The following is a 24,540-nucleotide window of genomic DNA, read 5'->3' as shown; positions in this document are numbered from 1 at the left end:
TGGGCAGCGTGTAACCGCGCAACACCTCCCCGACCGGGTCGGGCAGCCCGGCGACCTGACGCAGGCCGGCGGCGATGCCCTCAACGCGTTTGGAGTCCAACGCCAACCGGTCGAGCATCGCGGACGGAGTGCCGGCGGCCCGGGCGGCGTCGACGTCTTCGGCGTTGGCCGACAGGACCAAATCGCAGTGGGCGGCTATCGCGTCGGCCGCAGATCGCAGTGCCTGGTCCTTGGCAACGGTCGGCAACAACGCCAGGACACGTGACGCAACGCGGGCGCGGCGTGCGGCGTTGTGCACCTCCTGGCGCAAGTCAGGAAGCGATGGTGCTTGCAGACTCATCAAACCAGGGTATCGGGCGGCAAAACCCCGGGTGAGGCGACCCGATCGCCACTACCCCCGATGGTGGCGACCCGCTTCGCCCGGCACCGCGCTCGCGATCGCCACTACCCCACCCGCTCCCCGCGCCGCGCACCGCGCACCTTGCTTCGCCGCTCTTCGATGATGTTGCCGAAGTTCTGCAGCAACAGGGGCGCACGCGTCACCAGGTGCTCGATGTGTTCCCGATCGATCTCGAGCGCCGTGACCTCTTCGAGCGCGTACGCGCTGGCCAGGTTCGGCTGCCGAGTCAGCGCCGTCAGCCCCAGGAAGGACCCCTCGACCAGCGTGCTGATCGGCACCAGCGAGCCGTCGTCGGCGGCCGCGGTCAGCTGCACGCGTCCGGAGACCAGGAACGTCATGGTCGTCGGGACCTGGCCGGCGTACTCCACCACCTCGTCGGCGCCGTAGCGGACGATCCTCGCGGCGGACCGCAGCGATCGCTGCTCCTCGGCGCCGATCTGCAACGCCGGCGCCACCACCGTGTGCAACGCATGCTCCACCCTTTCGAGGGTGGAGAAGTCGTCGTCGGCGTCGTCGAGGTGCAGATTTTGCCGTCGCGTCGCATACCAGGCCCAGCGCAGGAAGGTGGCCTTGGCGGCGCCGGCGTCCGCCGGTGAGTTCAACCCGATGGTCGTGCGGTACTCGGCCGCGCCCACCGGGACGGTACGTGGCACGCTGCCGGCCTTGAGCTGCGGCAATCCCTGGGCAATAAGTGAGAGCAGCGCACACACCCGGTCCGGCGGGTCGACGCTGGAGAACGTCGTCGTCACCGACAGCTTGTGCGCGCCGGGAGGGCGAGAAAGATTCGTGAACGCATTGCTGGCGAGCATCGAGTTCGGCATGACCCGAATACCGCTGCCGGTGTCGATGTGCACGGCGCGCCAGTTCACCTCGACCACGGGTCCGCGGGCCGTGCCGGTGTCCAGCCATTCACCGATGCGGAAGGGCTGCTCAAACAACATGAACAGGCCCGACACGATCTGGCCGACGGAGTTCTGCAGCATCAGACCGATGACGACCGACGTGACGCCCAACGCGGTGAAGATACCGCCGATGCGCACACCCCAGATGAAGGACGACATCACTGCCAGACCGATGCCGATGACGGCAAACCGGGCGCAGTCCAAAAAAATGGTGGGTAGCCTTTTGCGCCAGCTCTTTTCGGGTGCGCCTTCGAACATCGTCGCGTTGAGACCGGACAGCACGAGCACCAGCACCAGCAGGCCGAACACCGTGGTGAGGACGCGCACCGGAACGTCGCCGGCCGGAACCTGCGAGGCCTGAACCAGCAGGAGCAACAGCGCACCGAGCGGCAGCAGATAGTTGCGCAGCAGGCCGACCTGACGGGCCAGCGGGCTGTTCCTGCGCAGCAGCGCGTCTTGCAGTTCGGTGAGCGCGATCAACCCGAGCGGCAGTCCGACCGCAATGCCGATCGCCCAGTAGAACCACGTCGAGTTGAAGAGGTTCATCAGCGCTCCAGCAACCGGTAGATGGCCTGATCGGCACCGTCTACGGAGATTGTGCCGGCCGGCGTGAACTGCTTGACATCCCGCATCGCCTCGTACACCTGCGAACTGACATAGACGCCCGACTGCGGTGCGCCACTGTGCATTTGATAGGCCAAACTGACCGTGCCGCCCCACATGTCATAGACCAGGCTGGAGCGGCCGACCAGCCCGCTCACCACGTTGCCGGTGTTCACACCTACTCGCAGGCCCAGCTGGTGTACCGATTGAGTGTTGAATCGGTCGATGATGCGACCGATTTCGAGGGCGAAGTCGACCGCGCGATGGATGCTGTCCAGCCGGGGGGTGACCACCCCGCAACTGGCGAGATAGCCGTTGTGGAACGTGCGAATCCGTTCGACGCCAAGGGCTTCGGCGGCGGAGTCGAATTGCCGGAAGAGGTCGTCGACCGTGGCGACCAACTCGTCTTCGGGCAGGTTGCTGGAGATCTCGTCCAGGCCCACGATGTCGGCATAGATGATGACGACGTCCTGATGCTTCTGGGCGATGGTCTCCTCGCCCTGGCGATAGCGTTGCAACACCGATTCGGGCATCAACGCCAGCAGCAGCCGATCGTTTTCCCGGCGCTGCTCGTTCAGCAGTTCTTCCTTGATCGCCAAACTCCGGCTCATCTCGTTGAAGGCCGCTGTGAGATCGCCGATTTCGTCACGCCGGCGGACCGGGATGTTGATCTCGTAGTCGCCGGAGCTGATCTTGCGGCTGCCCTCTTCGAGGCGCCGGACCGGCCGCACCGCGGCCTGCGCGACGAACATCGACGCCACACAGATGGCGAAGATCATTGCCGCGACAGCGATCACCAGCGTCTTGCTGAACCTGCCGAGGCGGGCGAATGCGTCGGAGTTGTCGCGCGTCGCCAGGATCGACCAGTGCAGGTCGGAGTTGGGGATGATCAGCGGGGCATAGGCTTCCAGCTCCCTGTTGCCCATGTAGTCGGTGGCGCTGACCACGCCCGTCTCACCGCGTTTAGCGGAGCGAAGACCGGCGGTATCGACCGGCTGCACCAGGGTGGTGGTGCCCAGCCGGATCGCCCGGTCGACCACGTCGGGCGGCGTGCCGGCATCGATCGCCAAGCGCCGGTATCCCTTCGGGTTCTCAATGAAATCCCTTGAATCGGAACGCATCAGGTCATCGGGACCCGCCAGATACGTTTCGGTCGCCGGTCCCATCCCGCCTGCGTCCCAATGCTTGTCGGCGGTCATGATCTTGTTGATCTTCGCGACCGGCACCGGCAGCGCCATCACTCCTTCGAACTTGCCGTTCATGCCGACCGGTGACACCACCCACGCCGTGGGCGTATCGAGTGCCGGCTGGTACTGCTGGAAGTCGGTGATCCAGACGAAGTCGACGTCGTTGGACGCCAAGGCTTTCTGGTATGCCTCCCGCAGCTTCGATTCGCGGTACGGGCCGGTCAGGATGTTGGTCCCGAGATCGGGACCCTTGCGCACGCTGTAGACGACATTGCCCTGCATGTCCAACAACAGCGCGTCGCGATAGTCGAACCGGTTGACGATGCCGCGCATGTAGAAGTCGAAGCGCGCGTTCGCGGCCGACCAGGCGCTGCCGTCGCCGGCGTCCAGGACGGGCAACGCATCGGGGTTCGCCCGGGGCGCAGCGGTGTAGTAGGCCTGAACGTACTTCTGCGCGTTGGAACTTGGCATTACGGCCCTGATATCGATGGTGTCCCCGGTGATCTGCTTGATCGGTTTGATCATGTCGTTGTCGTAGTAATCGACCAGCGACTGCTGTTGGGCGGGCGAGATCGTCGCGTTGTTCAATTGAGCGAAGTCCGCCGCGAGGGCCGTCGTCGCCTGGTTGATGCCGAACCCGCCGCTCCAGATGATCAGCGAATTCGACACCTCACGGAACAACGCCTGCACCGCTCGCTTCTGGGATTCGCGCATCTCGATCAACCGTTCGGACTCGACCTGCCGCAACGCGTTGCGCCCGGACGCCGCCCCGATGGCGCCGATCACCGCCACGCCCAGGATGCTCGACAGCAGCATGGTGATCAGAATTTTGGACTGGATGCCGAATCGGAATCGGGCCAGGGCGCTCCGGCGCGGGCGCTTGGTGGCCGGTTGAGCCGGTTCAGAATCGCTCGTGGTCAATCGCCTGCCCATTTCTTTCCGATCCAGCACCCCTAACGCAGCAGAATATCGCGCGGACATCAAGTTATTCAGGGTTTGCCGTGACGCGATTCGGCGTCGAAAGTGCCGGTGCCCCTGGTGTGCTTTGCCATCTCGTCACGACTAACGTCGGCGTCATGGCAGGGGTCTGTGTAGTGGGCAGTGTGAATCTCGATCTGTCGTTGGGGGTCGACGCCCTGCCACGGCCCGGCGAAACGGTTTTGGCGTCTTCGTTGACACACGCCCCTGGTGGCAAGGGCGGCAATCAGGCGGTGGCGGCGGCGCGCGCGGGCGCGCAGGTGCAGTTCGTCGGAGCGGTGGGCGACGACGCGGCCGCCGAGCAATTGCGCGCGCACCTGCAGGCCAACGGCGTTGGACTGGACGGAGCCGTCGAAATTCCCGGTCCCAGCGGCACGGCGATCGTGGTGGTCGACGCGAACGCCGAGAACACCATCGTGGTCGCGCCGGGTGCCAACGGTCGTTTCACACTGACCGACGACCGTGCGCGCGCGGTTGTCGCCCACTGCGATGTGATGTTGACCCAGCTAGAGATTCCGGTAGACACGGCTGCCGCAGCGGCACAACACGCACGTTCGGCGGGAGCGGTCGTCGTCGTCAACGCATCACCGGCCGGTCAGAACCCCGGCTCGTTGGGCGATTTGGCGGCCGCCGCGGACGTAGTGATCACCAACGAAGAGGAAGCCGACGAATGGCCTTGGCGTCCAGATCATTTGGTGGTCACGCTGGGTGCGCATGGCGCACGTTACGTTGGTAGGGACGGCGAGTACACCGTGTCGGCTCCGGCGGTGGATGCGGTGGACACCACCGGGGCCGGCGACGTCTTCGCCGGCGTGCTGGCCGCGAATTGGCCATCCAACCCGGGCTCGCCGGATCAGCGGCGGCTCGCGTTGCAGCGTGCCTGCGCAGCGGGTGCGCTGGCGACGTTGGTGGCCGGCGCGGGTGACTGCGCACCGGACGCCGAGGCGATCGACAGGGCGCTCCGGGACGCGTGCTAGCCGCCCGCAACAGGGCGGCGCCGATCGGCATGTCGAGCAAGTGCGCGTTGCGCGGGCACGTGCTGGCGCGGGGCACGCTGACCGGAACCTACGAGCGCTAAGTGGCCGAGTCACCCCGCTGAGCTGCGGTTGGCAGTGTTTGGCAGCGGCTGGCGTCGATCTGGCAGTGGTTTGCGAGCAACGTCGGTGGCGATCGCAGTCCGCCATCGAGAAAGGAACATCATGTCCGCTATCACGATCGACCGCACGGGTACCCGGGACGGCCTACTTCGCCTCGCCATGCGCGCCGACGCCACCATCAGCGCGCTGGTCGGCCTGGCCGGTATCCCGGTGGCCGGCTGGCTCGCAGACCTCTCGGGCACCACGAAAGCGTTCGAGTACGGCATGGCCGCGTTCTTGATCGCGTACGGCGTGGTGGTGTTCGGGCTGGCCACCTTGCCGTCGGTGCGGCGCGCCGGCATGGGCGTCATCATCGCGAACGTGGCATACACGGTGGCCGCAATCGTTCTCGTCCTCGCGGACGTCTTCCCGTTGACGTCGACCGGCGTGGTGTTGAACCTGGCGGCCGGCGTTTACACGCTGGTGTTCGCCGAGTTGCAGTACCAGGGCTGGCGCCGCGCAAAGGCCTGAGCCCGAATTGCTCAGGGCCCGCTCGGTGCTCCCGGGCGGGCCCGCGAGTGCGCGACTAATCCTCGGGGATTTCGCGTTCGATCTCGTCGAGCCAGATACGCGCCGACATATCGGACGGGGCACGCCAATCCCCCCGCGGCGACAGCGAACCACCGTGCGACACCTTGGGCCCGTTGGGCAAGGCCGAGCGCTTGAACTGGCTGAACGAGTAGAACCGAAGCACGAAAACCTGCAGCCAGTGCCGAATCTCCTTCAGCGAGTAGGACGGCCGTTTGCCCTCGGGGAAGCCGGGCGGCCAGATGCCGTGTTGGGGATCGCTCCACGCATGCCAGGCCAGGAAGGCGATTTTCGACGGCCGGAATCCGAAACGCAGCACGTGGAACAGTGAAAAGTCTTGCAGCGCAAAGGGGCCCACTTTCGCCTCGCTGCTCTGGAGCTCTTCTTCCTCGCCGCTGGGAACCAGCTCCGGGGTAATTTCGGTGTCCAGCACCGACTGCAACACCTCGCTGACCTCCGGCTCGAACTGTTCCGATGAGATCACCCAGCGGATCAAGTGCTGGACCAGCGTTTTGGGCACGCCGCCATTGACGTTGTAGTGGGACATCTGGTCGCCGACACCGTATGTCGACCAGCCCAACCCGAGTTCGGACAGGTCTCCGGTGCCTAGCACGATCCCGCCACGCTGGTTGGCCAGCCGGAACAGGTAGTCGGTGCGCAAACCGGCCTGAACGTTTTCGAAGGTGACGTCATACACCTTCTCGCCTCGGGCGAACGGGTGATCCATCTCCTTGAGCATCAGTTCCGCGGACTGCCGAATGTCGATCTCGGAGAATGTCACACCCAGCGTGCGGCACAGCTCGGCCGCGTTCCGTTTGGTGTGGTCGCCGGTCGCGAAGCCGGGCAGGGTGAACGCCAAAATGTCACTGCGCGGGCGTTGTTCGCGATCCATCGCGCGTGCGGCGACGATCAGCGCATGCGTCGAGTCCAACCCACCGGAAATCCCGATGACGATTTTCGGGAAATCCAGCGCACGCAGCCGTTGTTCGAGACCGGCGACCTGGATGTTGTAACCCTCGAAGCAATCCTGTTCCAGCCGTTCCGGATCGGCGGGAACGAAGGGGAAACGCTCGACCTCGCGCCGCAGTCCGATATCGCCGCCTGGTGGGTCCAGCCGGAACTCGATGCGCCGGTAGGCGTCCGTCGTCGTCCGGTGGTGGCGCCGGTTGTCGTCGAAGGTGCCCATCCGGAGCCGTTCCGAACGAAGCAATTCGATGTCGACGTCGGCGACGCTGAGTCGCTCCCCTTTGGGGAAGCGCTCGGACTGAGCCAGCATCACACCGTTTTCGAACACCATGGTCTGACCGTCCCACGCCAGGTCGGTCGTCGATTCACCCTCCCCGGCAGCCGAATACACGTAGGCGGCCAGGCATCGCGACGAGGCCGAGCGGGCCAGCAGGCAGCGGTCCTCGGCGCGGCCGATGGTGATCGGACTACCGGACAGGTTGGCCAGCACCGTCGCACCCGCGAGCGCGGCCTCCGCGCTGGGCGGAATCGGCACGAACATGTCCTCGCAGATCTCCACGTGCAGCACCAAGCCGGGCACGTCGGAAGCCTCGAAGAGCAGGTCAGGGCCGAACGGCACCTCGATACCGGCGACGCGGATGGTGCCGCGCTCGTCGTCTCCCGGTGCGATTTGGCGGCGCTCGTAGAACTCCCGATAGGTGGGCAGGTAAGACTTTGGCGCAACCCCGAGCATCTCGCCGCGGTGGATGACCACGGCGGCGTTATAGATCCGGTGCCGATGGCGCAGCGGGGCACCGACTACCAGCACCGGCAACAACTCGGCCGAGGCCGCGACGATCTCCGCGATGGCCTTGTCGACATCGTCGAGCAACAGGTCCTGCAGCACGATGTCTTCGATGGAATATCCGGAGAGCGTCAGTTCCGGAAAGACGGCGAGCGCGACGGCATCGTCGTGGCACTCCCTGGCCATTCGCAGGACCGATTCGGCATTCGCTGCCGGGTCGCCGATGACCGTCTGGTGCGTGCATGCGGCGACGCGGGCAAAGCCCTGGCTGTAAGCGTTGTAAAAGTCCATCGCCTTTCCATTGTCGTCCCCTGCGTGTCATCTCGGAGTCGCCGGGTATCCCCGACACCATGAGCGACACGGCTGTCTTGGTGGTCGACATGATGAACACGTATCAGCATCCCGACGCTGAAAATCTAATACCCAATGTCGAGAAGGTCATCGACCCTTTGACTGACTTGGTTCGCCGGGCACGTGAATGTGACGACGTCGACCTGGTGTACGTCAACGACAACTATGGCGATTTCACCGCGGAGTTCTCCGACATCGTCCGTGCCGCCTGCGACGGGGCCCGGCCCGATCTGGTGAAGCCGATCCTGCCGGCCGAGGAGGGCCGCGTGATGACCAAGGTCCGGCACAGCGCGTTCTATGCGACGCCGCTGGCGTATCTGCTCAACCGGCTGGAGACCAAACGGTTGATCATCACCGGTCAGGTCACCGAGCAATGCATCCTCTACACGGCCCTGGATGCCTACGTGCGCCACTTCACCGTGGTGATCCCGACCGATGCCGTCGCACACATCGACGCCGAGTTGGGCGCGGCGGCGTGCAAGATGATGCAACAAAACATGTCCGCCGAGCTCACGACCGCGGCGGACTGCCTAGGCTGAATCTCCTACTCTGGATAAGTGACCATCGGCTGCGCAGAATCGCCCGAACTGGTCACGCTGCTGGCCGGTCGCCGGATCGCGGTGCTGACGGGCGCGGGTATCTCCACTGATTCGGGCATTCCCGACTACCGCGGTCCCGATTCGCCGCCGAGCAATCCCATGACGATCCGCCAGTTCACCAGCGATCCGGCGTTTCGGCAGCGGTACTGGGCACGCAACCACGTCGGTTGGCGGCACATGGACGACACGCTGCCCAACGCGGGCCACCGGGCACTCGCCGCGCTCGAGGCCGCATCCGTGGTCACCGGCGTGATCACCCAGAACGTCGATCTGCTGCACACCAAGGCCGGCAGCCGAAACGTCATCAACCTGCACGGCACCTACGCGCAGGTGATCTGTTTGGACTGCGGATCCACCATGGCGCGTGCCGAATTGGGCGAGCGACTGGAGGCGCTCAACCCCGGCTTCATCGACCGCGCCGAAGCGATCGGTGGGCTGGCGGTGGCTCCCGACGCCGACGCCGTCGTCGCCGATACGGCGTCGTTCCATTATCTGGATTGCGAGCGCTGCGGCGGGATGCTGAAGCCAGATATCGTCTACTTCGGCGAAAGCGTTCCGAAAGACGTTGTGGCAGAGGCCTATGGGTTGGTCGAACTTTCCGACGCGCTGCTGGTGGCCGGCTCGTCGCTGACGGTGTTCTCCGGCTACCGGTTTGTGCGTCACGCCGCGGCGTTGGGCATTCCGGTGGCCATCGTCAACCGGGGCTGCACCCGCGGTGACGGCCTGGCCACCGTCAAGGTCGATGGCGGCTGCTCGGAGTTGCTGGCCCTGCTCGCCGACGAGTTAGCGCCCCTGCCAACGCGTTAGAAGGTGCACGGCATGCTGCGGATGGCGTGCACGAAATTGCCCGCCAAGTAGGCGGGCTCGCCCGCTTGGACGTCCGGCAGCTGACGAAACAGCTCGCCGAAGATCGCCCGCAGCTGGGCGCGGGCCACGTGGGCACCGAGGCAGAAGTGCAGTCCGCCACCGCCGAAGCCGACGTGCGGATTGGGGTCACGGCTCAAGTTCAGGCGTTCCGGGTGGTCGAACGTCTCGGTGTCCCAGTTGCCGGACGGATAGAACATGACCACCTTCTCGCCCGCCAAGATGGTCTGCCCGCCCAGCTCGATGTCCGTTGCGGCCGTGCGACGGAAGGTCATGACCGGCGTCGCCCAGCGGATGAACTCCTCGATGGCCGTCCCGATCCGGTTGTCGAAATCCTCGAGCAGCCAAGCCTTCTCATCGGGGAAATCGGTGAGCGCCCTCAGCGTGTGGCTGATGGTCTGCCGGGTGGTGTCGTTGCCCGCCACGGAGAGCAGGACGAAGAACGCGGCCACCTCCGCGTCTTCCAGCCGGTCGCCGTCCACCTCGGCGGTGACCAGGCTGCTGATCAGGTCGTCACCGGGGTGCTCACGACGTTCCGTGGCCAGGCTGCCGACGACTTGGTGCAGATACAGCTGGTTTTCCACCAGGACTTCCATCGCCGGCCGTCCGTTGAGGAATACCGGGTCGGCCCAGGACACCAGGGCGTCGGTGGCGTGCGCCATGCGCTCACGCTCGGATTCCGGAATCCCCATCATGTCCGACAGGGTGCGGATGGGCAGTTCCTTGGCGCAGTGGTCGACGAAATCCGCGCCGCTGCCGGCGGCGCGCAGTTCGTCGACGATGGTCTTGGCGTTGGCCTTGATCGAGTCTTCGATGCGGCGGACCTGCCGGGGGCTGAGCGCGGCGTGAGCGAGCTTGCGCAGCTTGGTGTGTCGCGGCGGATCCATCGCCAGGAATGACTGCGACGCCTCGAGCAGCTCAACCGGAATGCTCTCGAACATCACGCCCTGGCCGGACAGGAAGACGTCGTTGTTGCGGCTGACCGCGACGATGTCGGAGCGCCGGGTGACCGCCCAGAAGCCGGGGTCCGTCGGGTCGGGCATCAACGAGTCTTCGACCGGCGGATGCCAGCTCACCGGGCGTTCGGCCCGCAGCACGGCGAAGGAGCGTTCCCGATCCGCCGCGGTGGTGGACCAAAACGCCCGCGAGGACAGATCGATCTCGTCGTAGCCACGGCCAGACTTGGTGCCAGACTTACCCGTCATCATGGCCATAGTGGTGTCCTCCGTCTCGTATGACCCCGGTCACAGACACCCGCGACGATATGCCTAGACAGTGTGTCTAGTCAATATGTCGAGCACTGGGCTATGCTCGGCGCATGCCGTCGCTCACCCGCAAGCCGCAGGGCCACCGGAGTGTGGGGCGCGAGCAGCGGCGCGAGCACATGGAGCGCCGGCTGCTGGACGCCACCGAACGGCTGATGCGCGATGGCGCGAGCTTCACCGAACTCAGCGTGGATCGGCTCTCGGGCGAGGCGGGCATTTCCAGGGCCAGCTTCTACATCTACTTCGAGGACAAGGGTCATCTGCTGCGCCGGCTCGCGGGCCACGTCTTCGGCGATCTGACCGACGGCGCGCGCAGCTGGTGGAGCGTGGCCGGCCGGCATGACCCGGACGACGTGCGCATGGCGATGAGCCGCATCATCGCGACCTACCGGCGGCATCAGGCGGTGCTGGTCGCACTCAACGAAATGGCCGCCTACGACCCGTTGACGGCGCAAACGTACCGCGAACTGCTGACCGGCGTCTCCGGGCAGTTGACCCACGTCATCGAAGACGGCCAGGCCGACGGCTCGATCCGCCCCGAGCTGGCCCCGCTGACCACCGCCAGTGCGCTGACCTGGATGGTCGAACGGGCCTGCCAGCAGAACCTGCCGGCGAAGCCACCCGACTACGACGCCGAGCTGGCCGCCACCCTGGCCGAGATTGTCTGGGGCGCACTGTATCTCAAGCCGACCTCGGAGCGCTGACCCAGCTCGATGGGTTGACCATGAGGCGAGTCGCAAACGTGCTAGCGCATGCGCCAGCGCATTTACGAAAGTCCTCATGGTCGCCAGGTCGGCGTCACCCGAAGCGCCTCTTACACCGCCACCAGGTCATCGGCGTGCACCGCGGGCCTGCGCAGCTCCCCGGGCAGCTCAGAGGTTGAGCGGCCCATCATGCTGGTCAGTTCCGTCGCGTCGTAGGCGACCACGCCGCGGGCCACCATCACCGCGTCCGGGTCGCGCAATTCGACCACATCGCCGGCGTAGAACCGCCCGGCCACCGCGGTGATCCCGGCGGGCAGCAGCGAGCGACGCTGCCGCACCACCGCGCGCACGGCACCCTCGTCCAGGGTCAGTGCGCCGGCCGCCTCAGCGGCGTAACGCACCCAGAACCGACGTGCCGACATCCGCACCGGGCGTGCGGCGAACACCGTGCCTACCGAGGCGTCCGTGAGCGCGGTCGCGGCGTCGTCGGCGGCGGCCAGCAGCACCGGCACCCCGGCGTCGGCGGCCAGCAGCGCCGAGGACATTTTCGAGGTCATCCCGCCGGTACCCAAATCGCTTCCGGGTCCGGCGATTACACCGATCAGGTCCGCAGAGCCCGACACCTCCGAGATGAATTTCGCGCCGTCGGCCTTTCGCGGATCCGAGTCGTAGAGTCCATCGATGTCGGACAGCAACACCAACGCCTCGGCACCGACCAGGTGAGCCACCAGCGCCGAAAGCCGGTCGTTGTCGCCGAACCGGATCTCGTTGGTGGCCACCGTGTCGTTCTCGTTGACGATCGCCACCGCATGCAGTGCGCGCAGCCGATCCAGCGTGCGCTGGGCGTTGGTGTGCTGGGCCCGCATCGAGATATCGTGCGCGCTCAGCAGCACCTGCCCGACCGTGCGGCCATAGCGGGCGAACGCGGCGCTCCACGAATTCACCAGGGCCACCTGACCGACGCTGGCCGCGGCCTGCTTTGTCGCCAAATCCCTGGGACGACGGGACAATCCGAGCGGCTCGATGCCGGCGGCGATGGCTCCCGATGACACGATGACGACGTCGGTACCCGCCTTCATCCGCGCCTCGATCGCGTCGGCGAGCCCGGCCAGCCGGCCGGCGTCGAATACCCCCGCCGGCGTGGTCAGCGCATTGGTCCCCACCTTGACCACCAGGCTGCGAGCGTTGCGGATGACGTCGCGGTGCTTAGTCACGAGCGCCGCTCTCCCCCGCAAGCGGGAGGTGCCCCCACCTCATCGCTTCGCTCTGCATCGTCGCCGACGCACTCACGACTCCTCACCGTGTTCGCGGCGCTGGCGCCGGGCGGCCTTGCGTTCGGCGGCACCGACGCGCTCGGTGCGCTCCAACCGCGCGTCGGTGTCGCGGCCCGACAGTGTAACCTGTTGTCCGGCAGGCGTTTGCGGCTCCCAATCAAAGGTCATGTCCCCGATGGTCACTTCGCAACCCGGCCGCGCACCCAGCCGCAGCAACTCCTCTTCGACACCGAGGCGCGCCAACCGGTCGGCGAGATACCCCACGGCCTCGTCGTTGTCGAAGTTGGTCTGTCGGATCCACCGTTCGGGTCGCGCGCCGCTGACCACGAAGGCGCCCGGCTGTTGCGGATCGGGCTCAACACTGAAACCGCTGTCATCGACGGGAACCGGACGAATCACCGGACGGCGCGGCACGATCGCCGGCTGTGCGGCCTTGTAGTCCGAAATCACTTTCCACAACCCAAAGATCAATGGCTGCAAACCTTCTCGCGCGACGGTCGAGACCAGGAACACCGGCCAGCCACGCTGAGCAATCTCGTCACGGACGAACTCGGCAAGCTCGCGCGCCTCGGGGACGTCGATCTTGTTGAGTACCACCGCGCGGGGCCGCTCGGTGAGATCACCCAACGTCGCATCCCCTTGCAGGGTGGGCGTATACGCCGCGAGTTCGGCCTCCAGCGCGTCGATGTCGGAGATCGGATCACGGCCGGGTTCCGCGGTGGCGCAGTCAATGACGTGCACCAGCACGGCACATCGCTCGATGTGCCGGAGGAAGTCCAGGCCCAGGCCGCGGCCCTGGGATGCACCCGGGATGAGGCCGGGTACATCGGCGACGGTGAACGTGTGCTCGCCTGCCGACACCACGCCGAGGTTGGGCACCAGCGTGGTGAACGGGTAATCGGCGATCTTGGGCTTGGCCGCCGAGATCGTCGACACCAAAGAAGATTTGCCGGCCGAGGGGAAGCCGATCAAGCCGGCGTCGGCGACGGTCTTGAGTTCCAGGGTCAGGTCGCGTGTTTGGCCCTGCTCGCCCAACAACGCAAAGCCGGGAGCCTTGCGCGCACGCGACGCGAGAGCGGCGTTGCCCAGCCCGCCGCGGCCGCCGGCGGCGGCTTCAAAGCGGGTGCCCGCGCCGACCAGGTCGGCCAGCAGCCGACCATTCTCGTCCAGGACGACGGTGCCGTCGGGCACTTTGACTTCCAGGTCGGCGCCGGCGGCGCCGTCACGGTTGTTGCCCATCCCCTGCTTGCCCGAGGGCGCGGTGACGTGCGGATGGAAATGGAAGTCGAGCAGGGTGTGCACCTGCGGATCGACGACGAAAACTATGCTGCCGCCGCGCCCGCCGTTACCGCCGTCGGGGCCACCGAGCGGCTTGAACTTCTCGCGATGGACCGAGGCGCAGCCGTTACCCCCAGCACCGGCGCGTGCATGGATGACGACGCGGTCGACGAACCGAGGCATCGTGGATCCTCTCACTTACCACCGGGCGCCGAAATCACCGGGCTGGGCCCGGAACCACGGTCAGTCGGTGGCTTGTCCGGCCGCCACGATGTTGACGGTCTTGCGGCCGCGCTTGAGGCCGAACTCGACGGCGCCAGTTTCCTTGGCGAACAACGTGTCGTCCCCGCCGCGACCGACTCCCACGCCCGGGTGGAACTTGGTGCCGCGCTGCCGAACGATGATCTCGCCCGCCTTGACGATCTGGCCGCCGAATCGCTTCACGCCCAGCCGCTGCGCGGCGGAATCGCGACCGTTGCGCGAGCTGGAAGCGCCCTTCTTGTGTGCCATGTCTATGAGCCTCCGCTCAGTGCTGTCGGTTCTGTATGTTCTTAGCCTGACGGCTCATCACGCGATTCCGGTGACCTTGAGGACCGTCAGCTGCTGACGGTGTCCCTGACGCTTGTGGTAGCCGGTCTTGTTCCTGAACTTGTGGATACGGATCTTGGGGCCCTTGGTGTGCTCGAGCACCTCGCCGGTCACCGCGACCTTAGCCAGCGCGGCCGCGTCGGTGGTCACCTTGGCGCCATCCACCACCAGGGCGACCGGCAGCGACACGTTCGAGCCGGGCTCGGATTCGAGCTTTTCGACCTTGACCACGTCCCCGACGGCGACCTTGTACTGCTTGCCGCCCGTCTTCACGATTGCGTAGGTCGCCATCGTTGCTCCTGCTCCTTCTTCTAACCGCTGCTCTGCGCGTCGCGCGCGAACCGACCGCGGTGCACGTGGTGGGTCTGGGTTGCGGGCCTGCGCCGATTCCCCGGGAGTCCCGCTGCCGCCGGCCGAAGTTTTCCTCGCCCGGCCTGACGACAACTGTCCAAGGGTACGTGACCAGCGGCTACAGGGTCAAACCGGACACGACCGGCGCCTTCTGGTCAGCCGGCTCAGTCCGCGTGGATGGGCGGTCCGGCCGGCCTCCCGGCAGCGCGTCTGCGCCGTGGGCGTCCCGCGCCGGCCTGGTCGGCGCCAGCGGAGCCCCGCCCGGTGTCGTCGGAATCGTCGTCCTCGGTGTCCAGATCGTCGTCGTCGAGCTCGAGATCCTCCTCATCGTCACCGAGGTCCTCTTCGTCGTCGATGTCTTCGTCATCGTCGTCGAGGTCGTCGTCATCGTCCGTGTCGTCGTCGTCCGAATCGTCGTCGTCGTCCGAATCGTCGTCATCGTCCGAATCGTCGTCCGAGTCCTCGTCGTCGGTGTCGTCGAAGTCCTCTTGGTCGGCGACGTCGCCGGCGCGCGCCGCCTGCTCCTGGTCGAGCTCGTCGGTCGTGTCTTCGGTGATCTCGTCGGATTCGTCATCCTCGGACTGCGCGGAGGAGCCGGCGGCCATCGCCTTGAACATCGGATGCTCGCCGGGAGCGTGGGTGGGAACCTTGGCCACCACCTGCTCTTCTGCTTTGTTCTTCTTGCGCCTGCCCCGGCGGCCACCACCACCGGATTCGGACTTGCGCCCATTCGACGAGGCCGAATCCACCGGGTCGGAGTGCAGCAGGATCCCCCGCCCACCGCAGTTCGAACACGACGTGGAGAAGGCTTCGATCAGGCCGGTACCCAACCGCTTGCGGGTCAGCTGGACCAAACCGAGCGACGTCACCTCGGACACCTGATGGCGGGTGCGGTCGCGCGCCAGCGCCTCGGTCAGCCGCCGCAGCACCAGATCGCGGTTGGACTCCAGCACCATGTCGATGAAGTCGATCACCACGATGCCGCCGATGTCGCGCAGCCGCAGCTGACGCACGATCTCCTCGGCCGCCTCGAGGTTGTTCTTGGTGACCGTCTGCTCGAGGTTGCCCCCGGACCCGGTGAACTTGCCGGTGTTGACGTCGACCACCGTCATGGCCTCGGTCCGGTCGATCACCAGCGTGCCGCCCGACGGCAGCCAGACCTTGCGCTCCATCGCCTTGGCAAGCTGCTCATCGATGCGATGCACCGCGAACACATCCGGCCCGGCCTGCCCCTCCGGACCGGCTGGCGCGTCGTACTTCGTCAGCTTCGAAACCAGGTCGGGGGCAACGGAATTCACGTAGTCGTTGATGGTGGTCCAGGCCTCGTCACCGGAGACGATGAGGCCGGCGAAGTCCTCGTTGAACAGGTCGCGGATGACCTTGACCAGCACGTCGGGCTCTTCGTAGAGGGCCACCGCGGCGCCGGCGGCCTTCTCTTTGATCTCGATCGCCTTGGCCTCGATCTGTTTCCAGCGCTCCTGCAGGCGGGTGACGTCGCTGCGGATGTCCTCTTCTTTGACGCCCTCGGACGCGGTCCGGATGATCACCCCGGCGTCCGACGGCACTACTTCACGCAGGATCTCTTTGAGCCGCTGGCGTTCGGTGTCGGGCAGCTTGCGGCTGATCCCGGTAGACGACGCCCCCGGCACATAGACCAGGTAGCGCCCAGCCAGCGACACCTGCGTGGTGAGCCGCGCACCCTTGTGCCCGACCGGGTCCTTGCTGACCTGGACGACGACATAGTCGCCGGGTTTGAGCGCTTGTTCGATCTTGCGATCGGATCCGCCGAGTCCGGCGGCTTCCCAGTTGACCTCGCCGGCGTAGAGCACCCCGTTGCGGCCGCGGCCGATGTCGACGAACGCCGCCTCCATCGACGGCAGCACGTTTTGCACGATCCCCAGGTAGATGTTGCCCACCAGCGAGGCCGACGCGGCCGACGTGACGAAGTGCTCGACGACGATGCCGTCCTCGAGCACCGCGATCTGGGTGTAGCGCGACCCCTGATGCGGCTGCTCGGTGCGGATCCGGTCGCGCACGACCATCATCCGCTCGACGGCCTCGCGGCGGGCCAGGAATTCGGCCTCGGTCAGCACCGGGGGGCGGCGCCGGCCGGCGTCGCGGCCGTCCCGGCGCCGTTGTCGCTTGGCCTCCAGCCGCGTGGAGCCGTTGATGCCCTTGATCTCGTTGTTTGCGCCGGCGGAGTCATCTCCGCCACCCTTGCCGTTGCGTGGCGGCCGCTCGTGCACCACCGTGTTGGGCGGGTCATCCGGCGATGACCCCTCCTCGTTGTCGTCGCCCGATCCGGATTTGCGCCTCCGGCGCCGGCGGCGACGGCGATTGCCGCCGTCTGCCGAACCGTCGTCACCGTTATCCGAATCGTCGGAGTCATCGGAGTCGTCGGAGTCTGGTCCGTCGGGGTCCTCGGAGTCGGCGGACTCCGCTTCACCGCCCTTCTTGCCCCGCGGTTGTCCGTCGTCGTCGTCGCCGTCGTCGCCCGGGCCGTCGGATCCGCCCTGCTCACCGCGCCCGCGGCCGCGGCCACGACGGCCGCGGCGCCGCCGCCGATTCGACGGCCGGTCGGCCTGCTCGTCGTCGTCACTGTCGGAATCGTCGCTGTCGGTGTCGGCACTGTCGTCGGTGCCGGCGTCTTCCTCGCGGGCATCGATCGGCTGCGGCGCGACGAACAGCGGCATGTAATGCGGCCGCTCGGCGGAGTTGTCCGGGCTCTCGAGCAGCAGCCGGGACTCGGGTTCGTCGGCGGCGCTCGCTCCGGTGGCGGCCGCCGGCGTGCTCACCGCGTCCTCCCCGGTCGCCGGGGGCTGCGCGGACGCCAGCAGGTCCCGTACCCGGACCGCGTCGTCGCGGTCCACCGTGGAATGTGCGCTGCGGATTCGCCCGTCCAACTCGCTCAGTGCGTCCAGCACCCGCTTGCTGGTGGTTCCCAGCGTTCGGGCCAGCGAATGAACTCTCAAGCGGTCCGGCAGTTCCTCGGGCCGAGTCGATTCTTCTGATGGGTCTGCAGTCGGTGCACCGTCTACCACGTATTCTCCTCAAGCCCCCGGGCGCGTCATTGCGACGCGGCCACGCGAGGGCTTCGCTATGGACCCGGGTCACTTCTCCCGGGCTTGTGATGGTCTCGCCCCGAGCGGCCCAGGATTAGGACACACTCGGCGCCGTGCTGAATGACGGCCTGACATGCAGCGAACCAAGGCGACGGGGCTATGGTCGCGCTTGTCTAAGTCTTCATTCGAGTGTCTGACGCCGGTCCGGCGACGTTCACCCGAGACCAGTATCCCACATCACGTCGCCGCCCCAGCCACACATGATGCAGGCGCTTGCGCAAAGTTGCTCAGGACCGCGCCGCGGCTGCCATCGCCGCAGGTCTAAGCGTTGGGAAACCAGAGCGCGATTTCGCGCTTCGCGGACTCGACCGAATCCGACCCGTGCACCACATTGAACTGGGTCTCCAGCCCGAAATCGCCGCGGATCGTGCCGGGGATCGCCTTGTCCACCGGGTCGGTACCGCCTGCGAGCTGCCGGAATGCGGCGATCGCCCGCGGCCCCTCGACGATGGCGGCCACCACCGGTCCCGACGTGATGAACTCCAGCAGCGACTCGAAGAAGGGCTTGCCGTCGTGTTCCGCGTAGTGCTGGGCGGCGAGGTCGCGGCCGACGGGCCGGAGCTCCAGCGCGGCGATGGAGAGGCCTTTGCGCTCGATGCGGCCGATGATCTCCCCCACCAGCTGCCGCTGCACGCCGTCGGGCTTGATCAGTACCAATGTCCGTTCGGTCACGGCGGACAGCGTACATAATCCGCCGGCACTGGGTCGGGTGGCGGCAAGGGGTCCTGCTCGGGCCGTCACACCACCGTGACTGCCGCCCTATCCCTGCCTGCGCCGGACCTCGGCCCGGAAGTAGGCGATCAGCCCCCACAGCCCGGTGAACAGCACGCCGATGAAGCCCACCCCGGGGTAGACCGCGAAGCCGGCGAGCAGAATCAGCTGCACGCCGAGGTTGGCCCAGATCGCCCAGGGTTTGCGCTGCACGCCGGCCATCAGGATCAGCAGTACGGCCAGCCCGATCAGGTAGACGAGCGACGCTGTCGTCAGGCCGCCGCCGACCGCGCCCACCACCGGGATCGCGAGCAGCACCACGATCGCTTCCAGAAACAGCGTCAAGGCCATCACCGCGCCGAAACTCCGCCACGGGTCGGCCGGTGGCGCCGGGGCCTGCTCCTCGGGGTTCTCGGGCACGTCGGTCATTGCGGATCACGACCAAACAGGGTCCGCGCCGCCCCGGCGGTGACCACCGAGCCGGTGATGACGATGCCGGTGCCGGAGAAGGCTTCGGCTGGTCCGTCCGCCGCGGCGTCATCCACCAGGGCCGTCGCGACGTCGATGGCATCGCGCAGGTTTTCGGCGGTGCTCACCCGGTCGGGCCCGAACCGCTCGCGCGCCGCCAAGGCCAGCGACTCGACGTCGACTGCCCGCGGCGATCCGTTGTGGGTCACCACGACAGCGTCGAACACCGTCTGCAGGGCGGCCAGGATGCCGTCGACGTCCTTGTCCGCAAGCACGCTGAGCACCCCGACGAGATAGCGGAAGTCGAATTCACCGGCCAGGGTCTGCGCCAGCGCCGCCGCACCGGCGGGATTGTGCGCGGCGTCGATGAACACCGTGGGCGCGCTGCGCATCCGCTCCAGCCGGCCGGGGCTGGCGACGGCGGCGAAACCGGCACGAACCGCCTCGACGTCGAGCTGGCGCTGCGCACCGGCCCCGAAGAACGCCTCAACCGCCGCGAGGGCCAGCACAGCGTTGTGCGCCTGATGTTCGCCGTGCAGCGGCAGGTAGACATCGGAATACACCCCACCCAGACCCTGCAGCTGCAACACCTGCCCACCGATCGCTACCTGGCGGCCCAAGACGGCGAACTCCGAATCCTCGCGAGCCAGCGCGGCATCGGCTAGGACGGTCTCGGCCAACAGCACCTCCATCGCCTCGGGGGCCTGGCGCGCGATGACCGCGACGGTATCGGGTGCGCCCTCGGGCGCCCTGGTGATGATGCCGGCCTTCTCCCCAGCGATGCCGGCGAGATCGTCGCCCAGGTATTCGACATGGTCGATGGAGATCGGGGTGATGACCGCTACCGGAGCGTTGATCACGTTGGTGGCATCCCAGCGTCCCCCCATCCCCACCTCGATCACGGCGACGTCGACGGGGGCGTCCGCGAACGCGGCGAACGCCATCGCGGTCAGCACCTCGAACTTGCTCATCGCGGGGCCGCCGTCCGCCTGCGACTGGGCGTCAACCATTTGCACGAACGGCTCGATCTCGCGATAGGTCGCCACGTACTGCGCCGGGCTGATCGGCTTGGAGTCGATGGAGATGCGTTCCACCGCCGATTGCAGGTGCGGGCTGGTGGTGCGCCCGGTGCGGCGCTGCAGCGCGGTGATCAGTGCGTCGACCATCCGCGCCACCGAGGTCTTGCCATTGGTGCCCGCGACATGGATCGACGGGTAGGCCAGTTGCGGCGAGCCCAGCAGGTCCAGCAGCGCGCTGATCCGGGTCAGGCTCGGCTCGATCTTGGTCTCCGGCCAGCGCTGGTCCAGCAGGTGCTCGACCTGCAGCAGCGATGCGATCTCGTCCGGCGTGGGGGCCGGGTCGGGGATGTCGCCGGCAACCTCGTCCTGCGGCCAGTCGGGGTCCTGCAACCACTCGGGCGGCTCGGTCATCGGAAACTCATTGCAGCCCGACTAGCCGCGCGTTGATCCGCTCGGTTTCCTCCTGGGCCAGGCGCTGACGGTCCCGGATTTTGTCGACGACGTTTTGCGGGGCTTTGCCCAAAAAGTCGTCGTTGGCCAATTTGGCGGTGGTCGATGCCAGCTCCTTGTGCGCCGCGGCCAGATCCTTTTCCAGCCGGCGACGTTCGGCTGCGATGTCGATGGTGCCCGAGGTGTCGAGCTCGACGACGACGGTGCCGGCGCTGAGCCGCACTTCGACCGACGCCGAAGGGCGAAACTCCGGGTCGTCGGCGGTGAGCCACGCGAGCGACGTCACCGCGCTTACCTGGGTGCCCAGATCGGATTCGTCGACACCGCTCATCCGGGCCGGCACCTTCTGGCGGTCCGCCAGGCCTTGATCGCTGCGGAACCGCCGCACCTCGGTCACCAGCTTCTGCATGTCGGTAATCCGCTGTGCGGCAACCTGATCCAGGCTGATTCCGGACGACTGCGGCCAATCGGCGATCACCAGCGACTCGTGTTGAGCCTCATCGCCCGTCAGCGCCTGCCACAGGGCCTCGGTGATGAACGGGATCATCGGGTGCAGCAACCGCAGCAGGGTGTCCAGAGTCGCCGCCAGCACGGCCGTGGTGTTCGTGATCCCTTCGGCCAGTTGCGTCTTGGCCAATTCGACGTACCAGTCGCAGAATTCGTCCCACGCGAAGTGATAGAGCGCCTCGCAAGCGCGACTGAACTCGTAGCTATCGAAGGCCGAGTCAACCTCCGCGCGAACCTCTTCCAGTCGTCCGAGAATCCATCGGTCGGCATCGGTGAGCTCGGCCGGCTCGGGCAGCGGGGCCAGCTTCGCGCCGTTGAGCAGCGCGTAGCGGGTGGCATTGAACAGCTTGGTACAGAAGTTGCGTGACGCCCGGACGTGGTCCTCACCGATCGCCAGGTCACCGCCGGGACTGGCACCGCGGGCCAGCGTGAACCGCAGGGCGTCGGCTCCAAAAATCTCCACCCAGTCCAGCGGGTCGATGACGTTACCCTTGGACTTGCTCATCTTACGGCCGGCCTCGTCGCGGATCAGGCCGTGCAAGAAGACGTCGGTGAACGGGACCTGCGGACCGCGGCGACCGTCCAGGGTGATGGCCTCGTCGTCACCGACAAAGGTGCCGAACATCATCATCCTGGCCACCCAGAAAAACAGGATGTCATAACCGGTAACCAGAACGCTTGTGGGGTAGAACTTTTCGAGTTCCGGAGTCTTTTGCGGCCAACCCAACGAGGAGAACGGCCATAGGCCCGAGGAAAACCAGGTGTCCAGCACATCGGGGTCCTGCTCCCAGCCCTCTGGTGGTGCTTCGTCGGGACCCACGCAGCGCTGTTCGCCATTGGGGCCGTACCAGATCGGGATGCGGTGGCCCCACCACAGCTGGCGCGAGATGCACCAGTCGTGCATGTCGTCGACCCAGGCGAACCATCGCGGTTCCAGGCTGGTGGGGTGAATCACGGTGTCCCCGTTGCGCACCGCGTCGCCAGCGGCCTTGGCAAGCGATTCCACCCGGACCCACCACTGCAGGGAAAGGCGTGGCTCGATCGGCTCGCCGCTGCGCTCGGAGTGTCCGACACTATGTAGGTACGGCCGCTTCTCGTCGACGATCCGGCCCTCGTCAGCCAGCGCTTCACGCACCGCGACCCTGGCCTGGAATCGGTCCATGCCGTCGAATTGCGTTCCGGTGTCGGTTATTCGGCCCTTGGCGTCCATGATCGAAATCATCGGCAGCTGATGCCGCAGGCCGATCTCGAAGTCATTGGGGTCGTGGGCAGGCGTGACTTTGACTGCGCCGGTGCCGAATTCGGGGTCCACGTGCTCGTCGGCGACCACCACGAGCTGACGATCCACGAAAGGGTGCGGCAGGCTGGTACCGACCAGGTGTCGGTAGCGCTCGTCGTCGGGATGCACCGCGATCGCGGTGTCACCGAGCATCGTCTCCATCCGGGTGGTGGCCACCACGATGTGTGGCTGCGAATCGTCCATCGACCCGTACCGGAAGGACACCAGCTCGCCTTCGACTTCTTGATAGTCGACCTCGATATCCGAGATCGCCGTCTGCAGCACCGGCGACCAGTTGACCAGCCGCTCGGCCCGATAGATCAGTCCGGCGTCGTAGAGGCGCTTGAAGATCGCCCGGACCGCCCGCGACAGACCCTCGTCCATGGTGAAGCGCTCGCGGCTCCAGTCCACGCCGTCGCCGAGGCGCCGCATCTGTGCACCGATGGCGCCGCCAGACTCCCGCTTCCAGTCCCAGACCTTTTCGATGAACAGCTCTCGCCCGAAGTCCTCTTTGGTCTTGCCGTCGACCTCGAGCTGCTTTTCCACCACGCTCTGCGTCGCGATGCCGGCGTGGTCCATCCCCGGCTGCCAGAGCACCTCGTAACCCTGCATCCGCTTGCGGCGGGTCAGGGCGTCCATCATGGTGTGTTCGAGTGCGTGGCCCATGTGCAGGCTGCCGGTCACGTTCGGCGGCGGCAGCACAATCGAATACCCGGGCTTGGCGCTGTTCGGGTCCGCCGCGAAGTACCCCGCGTCCACCCATTCCTGATAGATCGCGCTTTCGGCCGCAGCGGGATCCCACGACTTGGGCAGGTCGGTAGCGGGGCTGCGGCTGGCGGTCACCCGTCAATTCTAGGGAGCGATGTTTGCCCTCGTGTAAGCGCCCGAATGCGTGAGCCGGGTCACTAACCCAGCCGTTCGACCTCTAATGTCACGCCCGCGGCGGGGAATCGATCAAGCAGCGCGTCGCCCATCGCGGCCGCAGGGGTGAGAACGCCGTGCAGATCCGGTAGCTTGTCGCGGTCTGCTGCCAGCGCAAGGCCGCACTCCCCCAACAACACCGAAGTCGCCTTGTAGCCGGGGTCGCCGCGCTGCTCCATGCGGGCCACGTAGCGGGCCCCGGTGGATGTAGTGGTGAAGGTCTCGATCCGGTAGTAGCCGCGTTCCCGGGCGACCTCACTCGGGCCCGTTCCAGGCTTGGGCACGATGCGCTCCACCAGTTTGCGCGGCAGCAGCCGGAAATACCGGCTGCCCAATCCGAAGGTCGCCGCGCCGACCCCGCCCACCACAGCGGACGCCACCGGCGCCAGCGGTGACGAGCCCAAGCTCATGCTTTCGCTGTAACGCAACTGGCGCCCGTAGGCCCAGTGCAGCAATGCGTTGCTGCGGCGCACGATTCGGGTGTTATACGGCGCCATCGGAAAGCCCGACGTCCACAACCCGGTCAGCTCCGGCGCGATCCGACGACCACGGCGCCACGGCAAATCGGGCTGGGGGCCGATTTCGGGTTCGGCGCTGCGGTCGGTGGTCAACGTGTACGGGTCGGCGAGCTGGCGGCGGGCGTCCGGATCGCGCGAGGCGGTATCGAGCACTTCCAACATCGACGCGACGGTTCCGCCGGACACGCCGCCGGAGAAGGACCGGACCACCAGGTCGGTGTCGCCGAGTTCTCCGGCGCCGCCGTCTCGCACCGCCCGGTAGAGCGCATACACGCTGAGGTCCGAAGGGACCGAATCGAATCCGCACGCATGCACGATGCGGGCGCCGGTATCCGCGGCCTGTTTGTGGTACAGGTCGATGCTTTCGCGGACGAACATCGCCTCGCCGGTCAGGTCGGCGTAGTCGGTGCCCGCGGCGGCGCACGCGGCCACCACCGGCAGCCCGTAGCGGGTGTAGGGCCCGACCGTGGTGATGACGACTTGGGTACGGGCCGCCATCTCATTGAGCGTCGAGGGCGACGAGGCGTCGGCGTTCACAATGGGCCACGACTGCGCGGCGTCGCCCAGCGTCTCCCGGACGGCGCGCAACCGGTCGGTCGATCTGCCGGCCAGCGCGATCCGCTTGTCCGGCGCCGAGCCGGCCAGGTATTCGGCGGTGAGTTTCCCGACGAAGCCGGTCGCCCCATACAGCACAATGTCGAATTCGCGCGGCGTTGCGGTCACGCGCCCGACGCTACCCGAAGCCGGAGGCCGCACCCCCTGGAGCTAAGAAGTGCCGGGCACAAGG

Annotated in this window: 19 protein-coding genes and 1 pseudogene; 5 read left to right on the top strand and 15 right to left on the bottom strand. The window is 66.7% G+C overall.

Features of this window, described 5'->3' with window-relative positions; translation table 11 throughout:
• The 3 genes and pseudogenes from proA to VFW69_RS16985 all read right to left on the bottom strand — a co-directional run.
• A pseudogene (gene proA / locus VFW69_RS16995) lies at window positions 1-340 on the bottom strand (glutamate-5-semialdehyde dehydrogenase); the annotation flags it as partial.
• 104 nt (window positions 341-444) lie between these two features.
• Complete coding sequence (locus VFW69_RS16990) at window positions 445-1,848, bottom strand: mechanosensitive ion channel domain-containing protein (protein ID WP_526502679.1); 1,404 nt, start codon at window positions 1,846-1,848, stop codon at window positions 445-447.
• A complete protein-coding gene (locus VFW69_RS16985; RefSeq protein ID WP_526502677.1) occupies window positions 1,848-4,025 on the bottom strand; it encodes an adenylate/guanylate cyclase domain-containing protein in 2,178 nt (725 codons plus the stop codon). The genes VFW69_RS16990 and VFW69_RS16985 overlap by 1 nt, the downstream gene beginning before the upstream one ends.
• Before the next feature lie 143 nt (window positions 4,026-4,168).
• Between VFW69_RS16985 and VFW69_RS16980 the strand changes: the two genes are divergently transcribed.
• Both VFW69_RS16980 and VFW69_RS16975 read left to right on the top strand, forming a co-directional pair.
• Window positions 4,169-5,047 (top strand): ribokinase, encoded by an 879-nt coding sequence (locus VFW69_RS16980; RefSeq protein ID WP_526502675.1) that lies wholly within the window; start codon window positions 4,169-4,171, stop codon window positions 5,045-5,047.
• A gap of 222 nt (window positions 5,048-5,269) precedes the next feature.
• Window positions 5,270-5,677: a hypothetical protein gene (locus tag VFW69_RS16975; RefSeq protein WP_526502673.1), complete on the top strand. Its 408-nt coding sequence runs from the start codon at window positions 5,270-5,272 to the stop codon at window positions 5,675-5,677.
• A 55-nt stretch (window positions 5,678-5,732) separates the two neighbouring features.
• On the opposite strand, the gene VFW69_RS16970 is transcribed toward VFW69_RS16975, so the two are convergent.
• A complete protein-coding gene (locus VFW69_RS16970) occupies window positions 5,733-7,775 on the bottom strand; it encodes an NAD(+) synthase (RefSeq protein WP_526502671.1) in 2,043 nt (680 codons plus the stop codon).
• A 59-nt stretch (window positions 7,776-7,834) separates the two neighbouring features.
• On the opposite strand from VFW69_RS16970, the gene VFW69_RS16965 reads away from it, so the two are divergent.
• Window positions 7,835-8,374 carry a cysteine hydrolase family protein gene (locus tag VFW69_RS16965; protein ID WP_526502669.1) on the top strand — a complete coding sequence of 180 codons (540 nt, stop codon included), beginning with the start codon at window positions 7,835-7,837 and terminating at the stop codon, window positions 8,372-8,374.
• 18 nt (window positions 8,375-8,392) lie between these two features.
• Window positions 8,393-9,241 (top strand): SIR2 family NAD-dependent protein deacylase, encoded by an 849-nt coding sequence (locus VFW69_RS16960; RefSeq protein WP_526502667.1) that lies wholly within the window; start codon window positions 8,393-8,395, stop codon window positions 9,239-9,241.
• Here the strand turns inward: VFW69_RS16960 and VFW69_RS16955 are convergent.
• Window positions 9,238-10,512 (bottom strand): cytochrome P450, encoded by a 1,275-nt coding sequence (locus tag VFW69_RS16955; protein WP_526502665.1) that lies wholly within the window; start codon window positions 10,510-10,512, stop codon window positions 9,238-9,240. The genes VFW69_RS16960 and VFW69_RS16955 overlap by 4 nt on opposite strands.
• Before the next feature lie 104 nt (window positions 10,513-10,616).
• On the opposite strand from VFW69_RS16955, the gene VFW69_RS16950 reads away from it, so the two are divergent.
• Entirely contained in the window at window positions 10,617-11,267 is a 651-nt protein-coding gene (locus VFW69_RS16950; RefSeq protein WP_526502663.1) for a TetR/AcrR family transcriptional regulator, read from the top strand.
• A 110-nt stretch (window positions 11,268-11,377) separates the two neighbouring features.
• Here the strand turns inward: VFW69_RS16950 and proB are convergent, their stop codons facing one another.
• The 10 genes from proB to VFW69_RS16900 all read right to left on the bottom strand — a co-directional run bounded on the left by proB (window position 11,378) and on the right by VFW69_RS16900 (window position 24,476).
• Window positions 11,378-12,481, bottom strand: coding sequence for a glutamate 5-kinase (gene proB / locus VFW69_RS16945; protein ID WP_526502661.1), 1,104 nt, complete (start codon window positions 12,479-12,481; stop codon window positions 11,378-11,380).
• A 72-nt stretch (window positions 12,482-12,553) separates the two neighbouring features.
• Complete coding sequence (gene obgE, locus VFW69_RS16940; RefSeq protein ID WP_526502658.1) at window positions 12,554-14,002, bottom strand: GTPase ObgE; 1,449 nt, start codon at window positions 14,000-14,002, stop codon at window positions 12,554-12,556.
• 60 nt (window positions 14,003-14,062) lie between these two features.
• On the bottom strand, window positions 14,063-14,329 hold the full coding sequence (gene rpmA, locus VFW69_RS16935; RefSeq protein ID WP_526502656.1) for a 50S ribosomal protein L27: 267 nt from the start codon (window positions 14,327-14,329) through the stop codon (window positions 14,063-14,065).
• Between the two features lie 57 nt (window positions 14,330-14,386).
• The gene (rplU, locus tag VFW69_RS16930) at window positions 14,387-14,698 is read right to left on the bottom strand and encodes a 50S ribosomal protein L21 (RefSeq protein ID WP_526502654.1); all 312 of its coding nucleotides are present in this window, start codon (window positions 14,696-14,698) and stop codon (window positions 14,387-14,389) included.
• 224 nt (window positions 14,699-14,922) lie between these two features.
• Window positions 14,923-17,799, bottom strand: coding sequence for a ribonuclease E (gene rne, locus VFW69_RS16925; RefSeq protein WP_526502653.1), 2,877 nt, complete (start codon window positions 17,797-17,799; stop codon window positions 14,923-14,925).
• A 342-nt stretch (window positions 17,800-18,141) separates the two neighbouring features.
• Window positions 18,142-18,552 carry a nucleoside-diphosphate kinase gene (gene ndk / locus VFW69_RS16920; RefSeq protein ID WP_526502652.1) on the bottom strand — a complete coding sequence of 137 codons (411 nt, stop codon included), beginning with the start codon at window positions 18,550-18,552 and terminating at the stop codon, window positions 18,142-18,144.
• Window positions 18,553-18,639: 87 nt separating this feature from the next.
• On the bottom strand, window positions 18,640-19,020 hold the full coding sequence (locus VFW69_RS16915; protein WP_526502651.1) for a DUF4233 domain-containing protein: 381 nt from the start codon (window positions 19,018-19,020) through the stop codon (window positions 18,640-18,642).
• Window positions 19,017-20,489, bottom strand: coding sequence for a bifunctional tetrahydrofolate synthase/dihydrofolate synthase (folC, locus tag VFW69_RS16910; protein ID WP_526502650.1), 1,473 nt, complete (start codon window positions 20,487-20,489; stop codon window positions 19,017-19,019). Before folC ends, VFW69_RS16915 begins: the two co-directional genes overlap by 4 nt.
• Before the next feature lie 7 nt (window positions 20,490-20,496).
• A complete protein-coding gene (locus VFW69_RS16905) occupies window positions 20,497-23,157 on the bottom strand; it encodes a valine--tRNA ligase (protein WP_526502649.1) in 2,661 nt (886 codons plus the stop codon).
• 62 nt (window positions 23,158-23,219) lie between these two features.
• The gene (locus tag VFW69_RS16900; RefSeq protein WP_526502648.1) at window positions 23,220-24,476 is read right to left on the bottom strand and encodes a saccharopine dehydrogenase family protein; all 1,257 of its coding nucleotides are present in this window, start codon (window positions 24,474-24,476) and stop codon (window positions 23,220-23,222) included.
• Between the last annotated feature and the right edge of the window lie 64 nt (window positions 24,477-24,540).

Origin of the sequence: Mycobacterium sp. (assembly GCF_036273375.1) — a bacterium.
Taxonomy (GTDB): domain Bacteria; phylum Actinomycetota; class Actinomycetes; order Mycobacteriales; family Mycobacteriaceae; genus Mycobacterium.
Note: the sequence above shows the minus strand (reverse complement) of the source record. Positions and strands in the feature narration are given on the sequence as shown.